12 protein-coding genes and 1 pseudogene are annotated in these 16,942 nt (G+C 62.9%); all 13 read right to left on the bottom strand.

From position 1 onward, the window contains the following. Nucleotides 1-255 precede the first annotated feature (255 nt). Nucleotides 256-2,165 (bottom strand): annotated as a pseudogene (locus ECTOBSL9_RS11370) (methyl-accepting chemotaxis protein). Nucleotides 2,166-2,218: 53 nt separating this feature from the next. Then, the gene (locus tag ECTOBSL9_RS11365; RefSeq protein WP_168161553.1) at nt 2,219-3,238 is read right to left on the bottom strand and encodes a flagellar hook-length control protein FliK; all 1,020 of its coding nucleotides are present in this window, start codon (nt 3,236-3,238) and stop codon (nt 2,219-2,221) included. A gap of 74 nt (nt 3,239-3,312) precedes the next feature. Then, complete coding sequence (fliJ, locus tag ECTOBSL9_RS11360) at nt 3,313-3,750, bottom strand: flagellar export protein FliJ (RefSeq protein WP_063465149.1); 438 nt, start codon at nt 3,748-3,750, stop codon at nt 3,313-3,315. A gap of 11 nt (nt 3,751-3,761) precedes the next feature. After that, a complete protein-coding gene (gene fliI / locus ECTOBSL9_RS11355; protein WP_063465148.1) occupies nt 3,762-5,201 on the bottom strand; it encodes a flagellar protein export ATPase FliI in 1,440 nt (479 codons plus the stop codon). After that, nucleotides 5,194-6,006 carry a flagellar assembly protein FliH gene (locus ECTOBSL9_RS11350; protein WP_063465147.1) on the bottom strand — a complete coding sequence of 271 codons (813 nt, stop codon included), beginning with the start codon at nt 6,004-6,006 and terminating at the stop codon, nt 5,194-5,196. Before ECTOBSL9_RS11350 ends, fliI begins: the two co-directional genes overlap by 8 nt. Nucleotides 6,007-6,018: 12 nt before the next feature. Further along, nucleotides 6,019-7,026, bottom strand: a complete 1,008-nt coding sequence (gene fliG, locus ECTOBSL9_RS11345) for a flagellar motor switch protein FliG (protein ID WP_063465146.1) — start codon at nt 7,024-7,026, stop codon at nt 6,019-6,021. Next, the gene (gene fliF, locus ECTOBSL9_RS11340; RefSeq protein WP_063465145.1) at nt 7,016-8,677 is read right to left on the bottom strand and encodes a flagellar basal-body MS-ring/collar protein FliF; all 1,662 of its coding nucleotides are present in this window, start codon (nt 8,675-8,677) and stop codon (nt 7,016-7,018) included. The genes fliG and fliF overlap by 11 nt, the downstream gene beginning before the upstream one ends. A gap of 19 nt (nt 8,678-8,696) precedes the next feature. Further along, entirely contained in the window at nt 8,697-9,026 is a 330-nt protein-coding gene (gene fliE, locus ECTOBSL9_RS11335) for a flagellar hook-basal body complex protein FliE (RefSeq protein WP_063466161.1), read from the bottom strand. 72 nt (nt 9,027-9,098) lie between these two features. Next, complete coding sequence (locus ECTOBSL9_RS11330) at nt 9,099-10,133, bottom strand: sigma 54-interacting transcriptional regulator (protein ID WP_082829886.1); 1,035 nt, start codon at nt 10,131-10,133, stop codon at nt 9,099-9,101. A gap of 142 nt (nt 10,134-10,275) precedes the next feature. After that, on the bottom strand, nt 10,276-11,727 hold the full coding sequence (locus ECTOBSL9_RS11325; RefSeq protein ID WP_240480966.1) for a sigma-54 dependent transcriptional regulator: 1,452 nt from the start codon (nt 11,725-11,727) through the stop codon (nt 10,276-10,278). A 169-nt stretch (nt 11,728-11,896) separates the two neighbouring features. Beyond that, on the bottom strand, nt 11,897-12,454 hold the full coding sequence (locus tag ECTOBSL9_RS11320) for a PilZ domain-containing protein (RefSeq protein WP_063465143.1): 558 nt from the start codon (nt 12,452-12,454) through the stop codon (nt 11,897-11,899). A gap of 78 nt (nt 12,455-12,532) precedes the next feature. Beyond that, entirely contained in the window at nt 12,533-13,804 is a 1,272-nt protein-coding gene (locus tag ECTOBSL9_RS11315) for an alginate export family protein (RefSeq protein WP_240480965.1), read from the bottom strand. 166 nt (nt 13,805-13,970) lie between these two features. Beyond that, entirely contained in the window at nt 13,971-16,718 is a 2,748-nt protein-coding gene (locus ECTOBSL9_RS11310) for a hypothetical protein (RefSeq protein WP_156500104.1), read from the bottom strand. Nucleotides 16,719-16,942: the final 224 nt, after the last annotated feature.

Below are 16,942 nucleotides of genomic sequence, written 5' to 3'. Positions count from 1 at the left end.
CCTCTACTGGGGTTGATGCAAGGCATATGCCACACAGGAAAACCCCGAAAAATAATCTATTAATCAGAAAGTTAAGATTTACCCGCCAAACATCGCGCCATAATCTTGACAGACACCATAGACGCAAACACGCCCCCTGCGCCGTGAGAAGCAGGGGGCGTGTCAAACCTGGGGGAGTCTAACGAAGTGACGATACTTGTGCCGACATGATGGCGGATTAACCGCCTTCATGCCAGATCGTTCAACTCGTCATGGTCATATCCTGAAGCGGCCTACCGAAGACTGCAGATCGGCCGCCAGACGGGCGAGTTCCTCGCTGGCGCGGGCAATCTGATCCGAGCCGGTTGCCGTCTGTTCAACGGCATGACTGATGTTATTGATATTGCGATTGATTTCCTCCGCCACCGCAGACTGTTCCTCGGCGGCGCTGGCAATCTGCGCGTTCATATCGTTGATGGTCCCAACGGACTGATTGATGGATCGCAGGCTCTGACCCGCCGACGCCGCCTGCTCAACGCTGTCGCGAGCCTTGGAACGACTGGTGGCCATGGTTTGCACTGCCTCATGGGTACCCGCCTGGAGACGCTCGATGATGCCACGGATATCATTGGTGGATTCCTGTGTGCGACTGGCCAATGTGCGCACCTCATCAGCCACCACTGCGAAGCCACGCCCCTGCTCACCGGCCCGAGCCGCCTCAATGGCTGCATTCAGGGCCAGCAGGTTGGTTTGCTCGGCCACATCGCGGATCACATCCAGCACCTTGCCGATCTCATCGCTTTGATGCGACACCCGCTCGATGGCCTGCGCCGCATTCTCCACCTCATTGGCCAGCGTCTCGATGGAATCAATCGTCCGGTTCACCACATCATTGCCGGCATGCGCCTCCTGGTTCGTTCCGGTCGCCGCCTGAGCCGCCTCGGAGGCGTTGCGAGCAACATCCTGGACCGTGGTGGCCATCTCGTTCATGGCCGTGGCCACCTGATCCGATTCGCTTTGCTGCCGTTTGATCTGCTGAACCGTCTCCTCGGTGGTCGCCGAGAGTTGCTCTGCGGCGGCGGCCACCTGGGCAGAGGCGCCAACGATCTGGCGCACCAACTGATGGATCTTGTCCACAAAGCCGTTAAAGGAGTGGGAAAGCTGTGCCAGTTCGTTGCGCCCCTCGGCGGGCAGACGCTGTGTGAGGTCACCATCCCCCTGGGCGATCTCATCCATGCGCTGGGCGGTGAGTCTGAGCGGCACCACAATCCCCCGGGCGATAAACCAGGCCGCCAGCAGCCCACCCAGCATGACCAATGCCCCAATACCCAGGACCCGCATCAATGCCTGACGGTACTCAGCCACATACTCACTGCGGTCAATCATCACTTCCAGTACACCCACGGGGCGGCCAGCGAAATCCATGACCGAGCCTGCGTAGAGGGCGACGGCCTGCCCCTGGTGCTCAATGGCTTGCAGAAGGGTTTCTCCCCCATCACCCGATCCAGGTGATCCTCGCGGAAGCGAGCCGGGCCACCGATGGTGCCGGCAAAGGTCTCAAAGCCCCGCTCAGTGGGGATATGCAGGGCCGCACGAACACCATATTGCTCGGTAAAGTCCTGAAAAAAGGGTTCTCCGAAGGACAGTCCGAACTCCACCACCCCCACCGACTCGCCCTGGTAGCGAACCGGTGTCACACCACGCACACCCAGACCAGCCACACCGCGCTCGAGCCCTCGCACAGGACGCCCCTGGCGATTGGCCTGAACCACGGTCTCGCGCATGGAGCGCAGATCATCACCATGGCGATCCAGCATGTGCAGGCGCAGGAACGAGGTGGCGGGGGCCGTCAGGAACTGGAACTGAACCGCATCATATTCATCGCGCATGCGCTCAAAGATAGGCAAGGTGAGTTCCGTCAACGCCTCGCGGTCCCGCTCGGCAAAGGCACGCTGCACATTCGGCTGACTGGCGACCACCTCGGCCTGCGTCTGCGCCCGCAGACTCGTCTCCTCCACGGAGGCCTGCAGCGCCGTAAACAGATCCTCCAGTTGCCTCAACTGGGCGCGCTCGGTGATCTGGCTGATGGCATTGAGCGCTGTAGGGATGACCAGGCCCAGGGTGACCAGGAGCACCGCAGCAACCCCCACCAGCAGGCGGGTACTGATGCGAATGTTGTTCAACATATCCTGTTACTCAGTTGTGGTTCTTTGTCCCTTTGGCTCCGGGGCAACTGTTTTCAGGCATAGGCATCCAGCAGACCCGATGGCCTGCCCGGGATACCGCCATCCTGAGCCTCGCCACCGGCTGCCCCTTCGGCCTGGGTCATGCCAGCCTTCTGGCCCTCCTCCTGGCCGGTCTGCCCCCCATCTCCACCCTCCCGGTGCGAGATATCCACGTCACCCAGTTGCACGCCGCTTTCCGCAAACATTTCCCGCAACCGGGGCATGGCGGCGTCCAGGGCATCCCGGGTGACCGCGTGGGCCGCCAGGAACTGCACGTTGGCGCGATCCCCTTCCATGGACACGCGGATCTCCAGCGGCCCCAGGTGGGGTGGATTCAGGCGCAGTTCGGCTCCCTGTACATTCTGGTTCACCATCCATAGCACCCGGTTGCTCACCGCTTCATTCCATTTGGGTTGCGACATGGGCACATCCAGGCTCATGACCCGCAGACCCGACTGCTGCTGGGACGCAGGCTGCAGGCCCAGTGACACATCCCCGGCCATGTGTACGGACAGCCCCTCCCGGCCCGCGCCCTCAGCCTGGGGGATGGCACGTGCCAGCAGGGTCTCGATGGACTGCATCTGGGCCGTGGACTGCATCTGAACCGGCGTCTGTGGTTGAACCTGCCCCTCGACACCCCCCCGCCATACCTGCGCCATGGCGGCGGCCAGGAGGTTGGGGCGACTGTCCTGCTCCCCAGTCTGTAACGGCAACACCTGGCCGGGTTCTGGCAGTTCTCCGCCCCGCAAGGCCTGGAGCATGGCGAACAGCGCCTGTGCATCGGCCTCGCCCTGCTCCTCCATCAGCGCCCTGAGCTGGTCGGCATCCAGATCGGTCGGCAACATCAGACCCTCTGGTAACTGATCGCCGAGTTCCCCGGGCAGATCCGCTTCCAGCGCCTGAAAATGCAGTAAAAGACTCTCCCAGAAGTTGCCTCCCTCGGCCAGTTCCTCCTGAAGCTCAGGTGGCAATTCCTTGACGAACTGCGCCAGACCGCCTTCTCCGGAGCCCCGCACGGGCAGGGGGAATTGCATGATGGGCATATCCATGACGGGATACCTATGTGATGGCCACTCTTGACCAATTAACAGTCAAGAAACGTGCCGTTCTAGAAATCCGACTTGCGTTGCACATTGCGATCATCCTGCTCGGCCTGCTCCCGTCGATCCATCTCATGACGCTCCTCGACCTCAAACCGTTCAACCACACGGTTGATCGCCTCTGTGCGCCCCCGGGCCTCGACCCACTGACCGCGACTGCGTTCCAGCTCTGCCCTCGCCGCCTGCACCAGCTTCATCTGTTGCTCGATGGCCTGGTTCAGCCGAGACAGGAATAACCGGTAGTCCCGCAACCCCAAGCCATTGAGAGGGACGGACGTGCTGGACTCAAATCGTTGGGCATATTCATCGCGATACCCGCTCAATTCATCCAGTCTGGCAAGGCGGTCTTCCAGGGTCTTCTGCCAGTCCCCCAACTGGCGTGCCGCCTTCTGCTGTCGGGTGTCGGCCAAACGGGCCACGGGTTCCATACGCTTGGATCGATTCATTGGATCTCACCTCACGACGAGGTTGCGCGACCGGCAGGAGCAACCTGCTGGGCGGGTTTCTCTGCCTGTGCCGGCTCCCGCCTGGATACCAGGTCTTCCAGCGCCCGCAGGCTCTTCTTGAAGTTCACGGCCTCTCGAAGGTCCTGTTGCAGAAAACGCTCCAGACGGGGAAACAGGGCAATCGCCTCGTCAACGCGGGGATCGGAGCCCTTTTGATAGGCCCCCACGCTGATCAGGTCGCGGTTTTGCTGATACTGTGAATAAAGTTGCTTGAATTGACGGGCGGCCTGCACATGCCCCGGGTCGACGATATCGTTCATGACCCGCGACACGGAGGCCTCCACATCAATGGCCGGGTACCGCCCCGTATCGGCAATACGCCGGGAAAGCACCACGTGCCCATCCAGAATGGCCCGGGCTGCGTCGGAGATCGGGTCGTTGGTGTCATCGCCCTCCGCCAGGACGGTATAGAACGCAGTGATCGAGCCTGAGCCCCGATCCCCATTGCCAGCGCGCTCCACCAACTGCGGCAGACGGGCAAAGACCGAGGGGGTGTAGCCCTTGGTGGCAGGGGGTTCGCCAATGGCCAGGGAGATCTCCCGCTGGGCCTGGGCGAAACGCGTCAGCGAATCCATCAGCAGCAGCACGTTATGCCCCTTGTCGCGGAAATACTCGGCAATGCTGGTGGCCAGCATGGCCCCATGCAGGCGCATCAAGGGTGGATGGTCGGCAGGCACCGCCACCACCACCGCCCGGGCCATGCCCTCCGGCCCCAGGATCTTCTGCACGAACTCGTTGACCTCTCGTCCGCGCTCACCGATCAGGCCCACCACGGTGATGTCCGCCGCGGTGTAACGGGTCATCATGCCCAGCAGCACACTCTTGCCCACACCACTGCCGGCGAACAGCCCCATGCGCTGCCCCCGCCCCACAGTGAGCAGACCGTTGATGGCGCGGATGCCCACATCCAGCGGTTCATGGATGGGTTCCCGGGCCAGCGGGTTGATGGGCCTGCCATGCAACGACACATGGTCATCACATTGCGGTACCCCCCCGCTATCCAGGGGGCGGCCCGAGCCATCCAGTACCCGGCCCAGCAGGGCCTCACCCACCAGCGTCTCGCGAGCATGGCGTGTGGGGATCACACGGGCCCCCGGTGTCAGGCCGCTGACATCGCCCACCGGCATCAGGTAGGTCCGTTCGCCGGAAAATCCCACCACCTCGGCCTCCACCTCATGACCATCCAGACTGACGACCCGGCAGCGGCCACCGACGGAAACCTGACACCCCTCTGCTTCCAGGGTCAGTCCCACCATGCGCACAAGGCGCCCCTCGGCCACCACTGGGCGGGCATGTTCAAGGCGCCCCCGGTAGCGCTTCAGTCGCGCCTCAAGCCGGGCAACGCGGGCATGGGTGGCAATTGACCGGGGAATGACGGAGGCCTCACTCATGTCCATCTCCGGATGCTGGCGCAGATACCCTTGTCTCGGCGGAGTCTTCCCCCCTCGCCTCAGCGTCAGGGTTGTCGCTACGGCGCTCGCCACCCCACAGGGAGGCGATCACCGCATTGAGTCTTGATTCCAGAGAGGCATCCACCCGCGAGGTATCCGTTTCCACCTTGACGCCCCCGCGACTGAGCGTGGGGTCTTCCACCACGGACCAGGGCCGCTCCAGGTCGTTGAGGTGCAGTGCCTCCTTGACCAGCTTGGCATCCTGGGGGTGCAGATACAGCTTGACCTTGCGATCGGCACTGGGCAGTGCTCCCAGGGCTTCGCGCAATACCGCCACGATGGCCGAGGGGTCCGTGCGCAATTCCCGGCGCACCAACTGCCTCGCCACGGCGATGGCCAGTTGTGCCAGCTCATTCTCGATCACGGCATCCAGATCCTCATAGGGACTGACCAGCCCCTGGAGCAACCGATCCCAGGCCTTCGCCCGTTGCTCGGTGATCTTCTCGCCCGCCTTCACACCCTTGGCTTCACCGTCCTTGTATCCCATCTCGCGCCCGGTGGTCAGGCCCTCCTCATAACCCGCCTCCCGTCCCCGCTCGAATCCTGCCTGATAGGCCTGATCCTCAATCTCACGGATACGCTCTGCGGTGGGCAACGTGAGCCCGGCTTCGGCCGCGGATTCGGCTTCTTCGTCGGCCTGCGCCTGTGGTTCGACCTCTGCGGAAGGATCTCCCACCTCGGGAATCTTCCACAACTGGGCCAGACCGGCCTGGGCCTGGGGAATCACGCGTTCGTTGCCACCCATGCTCTTGCCCCCTTAGACCATCTGCTCGGAGCCCTTGTTGCCAAGGACAATCTCGCCCGACTCGGCCATGCGGCGAGCAATGCCGAGGATCTCCTTCTGGGCAGTTTCCACTTCGCTCAGGCGTACCGGCCCCTTGGCCTCGAGATCGTCCTGCAGCATCTCGCCTGCCCGCTTGGACATATTCTTGAAGATCCTGTCCTTCACGGTCTCGTCGGCCCCCTTCAGGGCCATCACCAGGGAATCCGTCGACAGCTCCCTGAGCAGGGACTGGATGCTGCGGTCGTCCAGATCCGCCAGGTTGGCGAACACGAACATGAGGTCCTGGATCTTCTGGCTCAGGCCCTCATCCACATCCCGGACCTTATCCAGTATGGAGCCTTCCTTGGAGGAATCCATGAAGTTGAGGATGGTGGCAGCGCTCTTGACGCCGCCCACGCTGGAGGACTTGACGTTCATGTTGCCGGCAAACTGTCGCTCCAGGATCTCGTCCAGTTCCTGCAGGGCGGAAGGCTGCACCCCATCGAGTGTGGCAATGCGCATGAGGATATCCGGCTGCGCCCGTTCCGGCAGGAAGGAGAGCACCGCGGCCGCATGATCAGGGTCCAGATAGGACAGCACGATGGCAATGATCTGCGGGTGCTCCAGACGGATCACCTCGGCGACTGCACGCGGATCCATCCATTTCAGGGATTCAAGGCCCTTGGAGTTACGCCCCAGCAGGATGCGGTCAATGACGCCATCGGCCTTGTCCTTGCCCAGCGCCCAGGTGAGCACGTTGCGGATGTAGTCGTCAGATCCCATGCCCAGGGCCGTCTGTTCATCCACCGTGGCCACGAAATCGTCAATCACCTGTGCCACATCCGACTTGGAGACGTTGGTGAGTGAGGCCATGGCGGTACCGACACTCTGGACCTCCTTGGGCCCCATGTGCCGGAGCACTTCCGCCGCCGCCTCCTCGCCGAGGCTCATCAGAAAGACCGCGGCACGATCCGGACCGCTCAGTTTGCTTTTAGGCTCCATCTTCCGCCACCCAGTTTTTCACCACTTGAGCCACCAGTTTGGGATCATCCTTGATCAATTCACGCACCCGTTCCAGGTTCGTTTCATAGTCTCTGGGCCCCTTGCCGGGCAGTGCCATGGGTTCATCCCCCTGGCTGGTCAGGCTAAGCTGATCCTCGCCCACTTCGCCCTCGCCTTCACCCGCCGCCCTGGCCTCTTCGTCTGCCGCTTTTCCAGCGGCGCCCTGGGCGGCCAGTTGCCTGAGCAAGGGCCGCACCACCAGCAGGATCGCCAGCAATGCCACCAGAGCCAACAGTGCCGTGCGGGCCAGTTCCTGTGCCCAGGCCTGCTCCCAGATGGGCGGCTCGGGCAGCGGCTCAGGCTCTGGTTCCACCCGGAATGGCGCGCTGATCACATTAACACTATCACCGCGCCGTGCGTCAAAACCGACTGCCCGCTGCACCAACCCCTCAATGCGCGCCAACTCCTCCGGCGGCACGGGCTCACGCACCATCTCGCCTTCTTCGTTCATCCGTTCCTGAAAGTCGACCACCACGGCCACCGACAGGCGCCGCACTGTGCCGGGAGCCTCGCGCACGTGACTGATGGTGCGGTCCACCTCATAATTGCGCGTACCACTGCGCCGTGAAGACCCCGGCATTTCCATGCCAGGCTCCATGACCCCTTCACCCTCGGCGCCCAATTCGCCGCCGCCGGGTGGTTGGTTGACCAGGGCGCCAGGAATACCCATGGGACCCCCTGGGCCACCGCGGGTATCCTCTTCCGAGAACTGCTCGCTGCGCAGCGCAGTGAGTTCCGGATCGTAGTTCTCGATGGTGCGTTCGATCCGCGAGAAGTCCAGGTCCGCAGACACCCGGGCACGCACACCTTCTTCGCCAACGATCGGCGCAATGATATCCATCACCCGCTGCGACAGGTTCTCTTCCATCAAACGGGTGAACTCCATATTGCGGGTGGACAACGTCATGCCGTCATCCTCGCCATGCTCGGTGAGCAGACGTCCCCGCTGGTCCACCACCGTCACGCGCTCGGGCTCCATGCCCGGCACACTGGAAGCCACCAGATGGACAATCCCGGCTACGCGGCGTTCATCCAGGGTACGCCCGGGGTGCAGGGTCACCACCACCGACGCGCTGGGCTGTCCGCGATCGCGCACGAACACCGTCTCACGGGGCATGGCCAGGTGCACGCGAGCCGCTTCCACGCTGGAGAGTGTGGCCACCGAGCGGGCCAGTTCGCCTTCCAGGGCCCGGTGATAACGGGCAGTCTGCACCAGACGACTGGTGCCGATCCCCTGGTCCTCCTGCATGAGCTCGAAGCCGAAACCAACTGCCCGGGGCAGCCCCTCGGTGGCCATCTGCAGACGGGCCTCGTGTACCGAATCGGCGGGCACGGTCAGGGCCCCCGTCACCGGATCCAGTCGGTAGTTGATCCCGTGCTGATCCAGGGCCTGCATCACCTCGGCACTCTCCCGTTGCCCCAGGTCCGGATACAGGATGGTGTAGTCGGGTCGATTGAGCCAGATGAACAGGCTCACCACCAGCGCAATCGCAGCGGCCACGCCGACCAACAGGCCGATCTGGCTCTGCGCGGGCAGCCGGTTGAAGCCTTCTACCTGCTGATTGAGTGTGGTGGTCAGTGAAGTGGCCATGATGGTGTCCTACCGGTCCTCAGACCTGCATGTTCATGATGTCCTGGTACGCGGACACCAGGCGATTACGAATCTGGGTAGTGGCCTCAAAGGCCACGCTGGCCTTCTGTTTCGCCACCATGACCTGGGGCAGATCCACATCCGGATCACCCAGTTCAAAACGCGTTGCCAGGGAGTTGCTGGACTTCTGAGTCTCGCTCACCTTATCCAGGGACTCACGCAGCATGGCGCGGAAATTCGGCTGACCGGGCTGTATCTCCCGACTCGCGGCAGGTTGTGCATCCACCCCGGCGCTCGCTGCCAGCGAACGCATCTGTTGCAGTACCTGGTTGATTTGTTGGTCACTCATGACAGTGCCCTCCACGTCACGATTCAATTCACTACTTGTGTTGTCTCAAGTCACCTGCCCCGATGAGGGAGGTCACGGAATGGCCACGCCCGCCTCACGCAACCTCGCCAGCTTGTAACGCAGGGTGCGCGGGCTGATGCCCAGCCTGGCGGCGGCGTCCTTGCGACTGCCGTCCTCCACACGCAGCGCATCCAGGATCAGTTGCTCCTCGCGGGAGCGCAGGTTGTCTCCCAGGCGCTGATCACGCATCACCGGCGCCGGCGCGGACTCGGCCAGCCCCGCGAACGGGGACTGCGGTCGTGTGTCCATACCCGCCCCCGTACCCGCCTCGAATTGAATGGAGCCCGCATCGATATCCACGCCTTCTCGCAGGATCATGGCGCGCTGGATCACGTTATCCAGTTCCCGCACATTGCCGGGCCAGGGATGGTCCACGAGACGGGCTGCTGCCGCCTGGGTGAGTTGCGCATGATCGATGCCACGCCCATGCACATGAATGAGTCGCCGTGCCAGCGGCAGGATGTCGCCCGGGCGTTCCCGCAAGGGAGGAATGATGAGAGGAAAGACGTTCAGGCGGTAATAGAGGTCTTCACGAAACTGGCCATCGGCCACCGCCCCCTGCAGGTTGCGGTTGGATGTGGCCAGAACACGCACATCCACCGGACGGGGGTGGCGTCCACCCAGGCGCTCCACCTCCCGCTCCTGCAATACCCTCAGCAGCTTGGCCTGCAGCCCGTGATCCATCTCGGAAATCTCATCGAGAAGCAGCGTGCCGCCCTCGGCCAGTTCGAACTTGCCCGGCCGGGATTCGTAAGCGCCCGTGAAGGCACCCCGCTCATGGCCAAAGAGCATGGCCTCCAGCATGTTTTCAGGGATGGCGGCACAATTGAGTGCCACAAAGGGGCCGTCTGCCCGGGAGGAATGGTTATGGATAAAACGGGCGAAGACTTCCTTACCCACGCCTGATTCGCCGTTGATCATCACCGTCACTTCGGAAGCGGCAACGCGGCGGGCCAATGCCAGGAGATCCCGACTTCGGGGGTCTTCGGCCACCAGATCCGGAACCTCGTCATCAGGCTCCGTGGTCAAGAGGGTCATTTGACTCATTGCACCTGCTCCACATCGTGTCCTGTTGTGGCCTGTCAGCAACGTATCGCAAGACGGGCCTTTATCAGGACTAAAGCAGGTTACATGCCAATCTATTTAACCTTTATTAATCAATCGCTTGAATTTTACAGCCGAGAAATCGTCAAGATTCCGCCGCATCTTCCGCGCGGGTGATGCCAAATTTTCGCATCCGCTCCACCAGGGTCGTCCGACGCATGCACAGCAGCTTGGCCGCCTGAGCGACCACGCCACCCGACTTGTCCAGGGCATCCCGGATCAGCCGCATCTCCAGCTCGCCCATGTATTCCTTGAGGTCAAGCCCTTCATCCGGGATGCTGCCGGCAGATCCACCCGCCATCATCAACGGATTCACCGCCTCACTGGCCTCTTCCAGCTCATCCTCACTGAGGCTATCCCGGAACTTGCGAGGCAGATCCATGGGCTCGACGGTCCCCCCCGGGTGCATGATGGCCAGGCGCTCCATGAGGTTGGCCAGTTCACGCACGTTACCCGGCCACTGGTGCCGGGCCAGCACCTGAAGCGCACCGGGCGACAGGCGCACGCTGCCCCGGCCTTCGGCATCCATGCGACGAAGCAATTCACTGATCAATAATGGGAGGTCTTCAATGCGTTCTTTCAGGGAGGGCACTTCGATGGGGAATACATTCAGCCGGTAATACAGATCTTCGCGAAAGCCGCCGTCTTCAATGGCCGATTCAAGATCCCGGTGGGTGGCGGCAATGATGCGGGCATCGGTGGTCAGTGTCCTGGTGCTGCCCACCCGCTCGAAGGTGCGCTCCTGCAATACTCGCAGTAGCTTGACCTGCATGGGCACGGGCATGTCGCCGATCTCATCCAGGAACAGGGTCCCCCCCTGGGCCAGCTCGAAACGCCCGGGGCGAGCACTGATGGCCCCCGTGAAGGCGCCCTTCTCATGACCAAACAGCTCGCTCTCCAGAAGCTCCCCGGGGATGGCGCCACAGTTCACGGCCACGAAGGGTTTGCCCTGGCGGGCGGAACAATTATGAATATTGCGGGCCACCACCTCCTTGCCAGTACCCGTCTCGCCCAGGATCAGCACGTTGGCATCGGTAATTGCCACCTGCTCGATGTGATCACGGATGCGTTGGATGTGCCGGTTGCAGCCCACCAGGGACTGGTAAAGCATCAGGCGGACCCGGCCACTCAGGTCCACACCGTTCACCACCAGGTGTCGGGCACGCTGCAGGGTGTCCGACCACTGCGTTATCCGGGGCGGGTAATCCAGGCGGCGCAGCAAGCGGGGAGCCACCCACTCAGGCAGCGTGCCGAACTCACCCTCATCGCCGACCAGCACCACGGGCAGTGGCTGCCCATCGTGGTCCTTGAGCGCCTCCAGGGACTTGAGATCCCGGGCATCTCCGGCGCAGCCGCTGACCAGGAGCATCAACCAGGTGGTGTCCGTATGAAGCCTCGTGGCCACTTCTTCCGGCGGCACGACCACGGGATCGCATTCCATGAATTCCAGCACGGTCCTGAGTTGCTCAATACGTTCCGGCTGGTTGGCAAGCACCAACACGCTCTGCGGCATCCGCGGCAGAGGGGTATCAGTCATGTCGGGTGTGCTTGAATCGTCAAGTGCCATGAAATTATCAGCCCAAAATAAACCCCTGGGCCCGCAGGATAAACCCAGACCCTCACTCATGTCCCGCCAGACCTGCCCCAGGCAGGCCGTTGGGCGTTATACAGTACCATGTCACCGACAAACGGAAGGTGTGCCCGAATCAGCGGGCCCGCGACTGGGCCACACTGCGGCGGTGTCTTCTGAACACCAGTTTCTGAATGCCATCCTCAAGCAACGGGCTAAGCCCACGAAAACCCACGGAAATCTCGAATCCGTCAGCCACCGCCTGACAGGAGGCAACTTCACCATAAAGTTCCAGTGGCCGCGGGAACTGCGGGCAAAGATGCCACTGCATGCGCAGTATCTGCCCCGGCTCCAGGCGCTCTCCCTGCACCCATCCCAGCCCCTCTGCGGAAATCCGCATGGTCACCGGGTCCGGTGATTTCACCTGCGTGTGCAGCAGGGAACCCAGCATCTCAAGGATCACATTGAGCTTGGTCTCGATACGGGCCAGTTCATGGGAGATCTCGCTCCCGAGTTCTTCATTCACCCGCGGAGCGGCGTCATCCAGACTGACATACACCCTGAGCAGGCCCTCATTGGCCTCATTGACGCGAGCCAGCTCCTCACTCGGGGGCAAGGCCTCCACAGTGCTGTGCAGGATCGGCAGACGATCCTGAATCACCAGCACATCCTGGAAGGGATCACGGAGAGTCATGAATGCATTTCAGCAGCGACCGGCACGGAGCGCAACAGGTCAGGCACTGCCCTGTGGCGGGTGCCCTGCCCCGCCCGCCTAGAAGCTGTATTCGATATTGGCCCGAAGGAAATGGGCATCACCCGCCCCTCGCTCATGATAATGACCGGGGTCCAGAAACTCGGCCCACAGATGACCGCGAACATTCTCGGCCAGATTCACTCCCAGCACCGCCGTGAGCAGATCACCCCGCAGATCCCCATTGCCCGGGCCATCCTTTTCATCCGCGTACATCCGATGATAGCGAAGTTTCAGGGAGGTGCGCGGTGAAGGGGTCATGTCCAGACCCACAAAAGGTGCCTTGAGGTTGCTCCAGCCGGCCACCCCGAACTCGCTGCCGATAAAGCCGTAGGCATACAGTTCGCTGAACTGGGGCCAGCGGGAGAACACGGGACGCCAGCCTTCATTGTTGTCGGTGCCGGCATCGTTACCGGACAGGTAGTAATAGCCAACGGTGAACGCGGGGCGGGTATCGCCCCAGATATCCGGCCGGAAGGTGACCGAGGCATCCAGCAGTTCGCCCTTGAGGTCATCATCCGCCTGAGTGCCCCGCTGCAGGGCCAGTTCCAGGTTGGCGGCCCACTGACCCCGGTCCGGGGCGGCGCGCACGCCCACGGTGTGGAAGTCGGCATCGGCCTGAGTATCCGGGTCCGGCCGCAGGTAACTGCGATTCTTCTCCTGCTTGTAAATCCAGTAATACTCCAGGGGCGTGTCCTCCACTCCAGAATAACGCCCATACAGGCCTGCCGCCGCCTCATCATGCTCGATCAGCGTCAGTTGCGGCTCCCGGTTGATGGTCAGCGAATCCTTGGCCTCGTTGTAGATGGCCAGCAGATCCACACTGTGCGCCGGCCCCAGCGCCACACTGGCCTTGATGGCGTTATAGAACAGGCTGCGGGACCCATCCCGCGGGGTGCCGTTGAGGAGGATGTTGCCGGTGCCGTAGATGAGTTCCTGACGGCCCAGGCGCAGATCCACCCGACCTTCTGCCAGGTTGTTGATGTCCACGTAGAGCAGGTCGGGAACGATCTCGCCCAGGGGGTCGTGATTGCGGGTGTAATCCCGCCCCTTGTCGTAGAAGCGGAACTCGTTCATCAGCCGGCCCGTGAAGCCAACGTCGTCGCTGAACTGATAGCTGGCCCACAGGCGCGTACGGTTGCGATTGAATAACTGGTCCACCTCGCCCTGGCCCGTGACGGGAATATCCTTCAGATCGGTCACCCGCACCCGCAGATCTCCGCCCCAATCCCAGTCCGCCGTGGCCGCGCCTGCGCCCAGCCCCATGGACAACGCCAGCGCGCCGGCCACCATCGAAACCGTCTTTCTCCCCATACTCCCCCCGATCGATCTTGTGCTGGGATACAACCCCAATGTTGTTGGAATGATTGCAAGGGGGGAGGTATTACCATGGCATATAACGATTTTCCAGCGACTTATGCGCTTCCCTTGATCTGCCTCGCCAGCCTTCCCACACCGGTTATTCCTGTGGTCTGGATGCCTGGCCCGATTGCATCTGCAAGCCCACCCGGGCGGCGCGCCGGATGCTCTCCAGCAACGCCTGCTTGCCCGTGCCGGTGCAGGGGATCCACGGGCGGGGCGGGTCATTCAGGGCCTCGCGCAGGGCACGACCCAGGGTGGTACGCATCATGGTCATCAGCACCACCGCATCGGCATCCACGGCCTGACGCTTGAGCACATCCACATCCCGGCCCCAGTTGGACGACCAACCCGTGTGACGAAACGACACCACCACCCCCGGCCACGCCTCGGCCAGGGCGCGACTGATGGCATCGGTATAACGGGCCTGGATCTCGTTGCCCCCCACGAACAGCACCTTCACCGGGGCACCGGCCCGCAGCTGCTCCTCCAGACCGGCATCCTCATCCTCTTCCGAGGCCGTGCCCGGCAGATGCAGGTCGGCGTAATACTCATCCGGGGCATCACACTCCCGGAACAGATCCAGTGTCTGGGACGCTTCCATGGGTCGGGTGTCACGCAGGGCGTAGAACAGGGCGCGTAACTGGGTAAAGGCCTCCGGGTCCCGCCCCAGGCGTCGGTACAGACGAAACCGGGAGCGCAGGATCTCCACTTCCGACCAGGCCGGATCCAGGCGCTCCGGATGCTCCAGCCATTTCAGCATGGGCTCACAAAAACGCGAGTCCTGGGCCAGGGCCTCCATGGCATCCAGTCCCTCCTGAGCCACGTCCACATGCCCTGCCGACAGGGCCGCCGGCACCAGCAACGACCACACACGCCACTGCTGCGCCCCGGACTTCTCCCCGCTGCTGCGGGCCAGCCTGAGGACTTCGCCCTGCAGGTACCCGGACCCGGCCAGCCACTCGGGCCGTTCGATCATCGCCAGCGAAGATTCGCCCCCCTGACGCCAGACGCACTCGGCGATCTCAGTGGCCAGACGCGGCTCCACCAGATCGGCCGACTCCAGTAAACGCTGCACCCCCCAGCGAGGCAGCCGTTCGGCCTCTTTTGCGACGGCCCGCCAGGACTCCATGGCCGCCCGCGCCGACCCCTGATCCAGGCGGGCCATCATCAGTACCGCCTGCATGAAGCGGCATTGAGCCAGCAGCCCCAAACGCTCGTAGGCCGTGGAGGCGGTATCGCTCAGCATGCCGATCAGGGCCTCGTTCACATGCACCAGGGCCCGATCGCGCACCGCATCCTGGCCATCCGGCCCGGCCCAGCGCAGGAATTCCAGCACCGCCAGGGCATGATGGGCGTTGATGGCCCGTCGTTCGAATCGCGCCACCGCTTCACGAAAACAGGTCTCGCCGTTTTCCAGTTGCGCCAGGGTGTTGCCACAGCGCTCGGGATCGTCCGGCAACACCACATCCGCCAGCGACCGAAACCCACCGCTCACCAGACCCCGATCTGCCAGAAGGCAAGGGGTATCCACCCGATCCTCTTCGATCAGTCGCGCAAACACCTCCCGGGCGCCGATAAAATTCCCCTGGGCCTGCAAGGCCTGCCCCAGGCGACGTTCCAGCAGGGTATCCCTGTGCTCACGTTCTTCCGGGTCCATCTGCACATAGGGCAGGCCATGGCGTAGTTCCACCAGCAACACATTGGCCAGGGCCGGATCACCCTCGCGAATGGCCGTGGTGGCCTTGTCCAGAATCAGGGAGAACGTGCCCAGGCTGAGATGGCAGCGCTGACCCCGCAGCAACTGCATGGCCTCGCGGTCGTACCCCTGCTCCAGCAGATAGCCGTACACCTCGTTGATGAGCCCTGCCCCGGCGCCGCCGGGTGTCTTGGCGGCCTTGCGGAATACCCCGCCATGGCGGCTCAACGCCGCCTTGACGGCATCGTCATCCCGCTGGCGCACATGGGCACTGAGCATGCCGGAGAGATACCACTGGCGCTGCTCGTCATCCATCTCCCGGCGAGCAGCGTCGGTCTCCCGCTCCGGCAACAGGGCATCCATGAACCCCAGATGGAAATAGGTCCGCTGCCGGGTGGTGTCCAGGGCGTGGACCGACTCCACCAGATCCACCAGTTCGTTGGCCTTGAGCGCCCGTTCATCGCCGCTTTGGGTGGCCAGGATCTGATCCAGGATCACCCGATCCAGCTGGGTGAAGTCCTCCGACACCTCCAGACTATCGGCCACCTGGGCATCCATCACCACCTCATGAGCACGGGCGGCCTCCTCTTCCTCCATGGCCCGGGTCAGTTCGGGCAGCACCGGATCCAGAAAACGCCACAGATCCGGATCCATCTGGGTGAGCACGCAGAAGTAGATAGCCACCTCGCGCACCCCGAACTCTTCCACCAGGGTCTGCGTGGTGGCCTGCACATCCTGGGGGGCACGAATCCGGGAATCCCCACCCACCACGAAGCCGCGGTCGTCGTGGGGCACGCCGCACAGATCCAGAAACCGGCACATGATGGGCGACTTGTAATCGGCAAAATAGCCCAGGAACAGCAGCGTCCATTCCCGGGCACCGAACAGGGCCGGTGCATTGGGCAGCAGCACACCGGCCAGTTGCGGATTCTTCATGCGCCGCAGGGTCTCGACACGGAAACGCTTGCGCCGCGCCAGGGTCTTGAGGGTGGTATCGCAGACCATCTCCAGGCGCGAGGCGGGATCCCGCAGTCGTTCAAGGAAGGACAGCATGGCGCGATGCTTGTCCCCTGGCTCCAGTCGGTTCCAGATGGCCTTCCAGTCGCTCAGGCCCGTGTAGGCCATGGGCTCTATCGCTGTCCTGACCATGGGGCCTCCTCCTGACCAGGGACCGCCGCCACATGCCCCGACCGATGACCCGGGCCACCTGGCCGACGAAGCGTTTTTCCTGACACTGGGAATGGATACATGCCCCGATCATACTAAGCCCTGCTCCATACAAGCCAGCGCGCATCTGCCAGCATGGGCACCGGGGCAACGATGGCGAACCCAGCCCAGGACTCAGTACACTAGCGCAGTGGAAAAGAGCCAAG

This window comes from Ectothiorhodospira sp. BSL-9, from assembly GCF_001632845.1.
Classification (GTDB): Bacteria; Pseudomonadota; Gammaproteobacteria; order Ectothiorhodospirales; family Ectothiorhodospiraceae; genus Ectothiorhodospira.
This window is presented reverse-complemented; position numbering and strand designations above follow the sequence as displayed.

Coding starts and splice junctions, on each gene's coding strand:
- ECTOBSL9_RS11365 (WP_168161553.1), bottom strand. CDS start 3,238: ATGCAATTCCCCCTGCCCGTGCGGGGCTCCGGAGAAGGCGGTCTGGCG.
- fliJ (WP_063465149.1), bottom strand. CDS start 3,750: ATGAATCGATCCAAGCGTATGGAACCCGTGGCCCGTTTGGCCGACACC.
- fliI (WP_063465148.1), bottom strand. CDS start 5,201: ATGAGTGAGGCCTCCGTCATTCCCCGGTCAATTGCCACCCATGCCCGC.
- ECTOBSL9_RS11350 (WP_063465147.1), bottom strand. CDS start 6,006: ATGGGTGGCAACGAACGCGTGATTCCCCAGGCCCAGGCCGGTCTGGCC.
- fliG (WP_063465146.1), bottom strand. CDS start 7,026: ATGGAGCCTAAAAGCAAACTGAGCGGTCCGGATCGTGCCGCGGTCTTT.
- fliF (WP_063465145.1), bottom strand. CDS start 8,677: ATGGCCACTTCACTGACCACCACACTCAATCAGCAGGTAGAAGGCTTC.
- fliE (WP_063466161.1), bottom strand. CDS start 9,026: ATGAGTGACCAACAAATCAACCAGGTACTGCAACAGATGCGTTCGCTG.
- ECTOBSL9_RS11330 (WP_082829886.1), bottom strand. CDS start 10,133: ATGAGTCAAATGACCCTCTTGACCACGGAGCCTGATGACGAGGTTCCG.
- ECTOBSL9_RS11325 (WP_240480966.1), bottom strand. CDS start 11,727: ATGACTGATACCCCTCTGCCGCGGATGCCGCAGAGCGTGTTGGTGCTT.
- ECTOBSL9_RS11320 (WP_063465143.1), bottom strand. CDS start 12,454: ATGACTCTCCGTGATCCCTTCCAGGATGTGCTGGTGATTCAGGATCGT.
- ECTOBSL9_RS11315 (WP_240480965.1), bottom strand. CDS start 13,804: ATGGTGGCCGGCGCGCTGGCGTTGTCCATGGGGCTGGGCGCAGGCGCG.
- ECTOBSL9_RS11310 (WP_156500104.1), bottom strand. CDS start 16,718: ATGGTCAGGACAGCGATAGAGCCCATGGCCTACACGGGCCTGAGCGAC.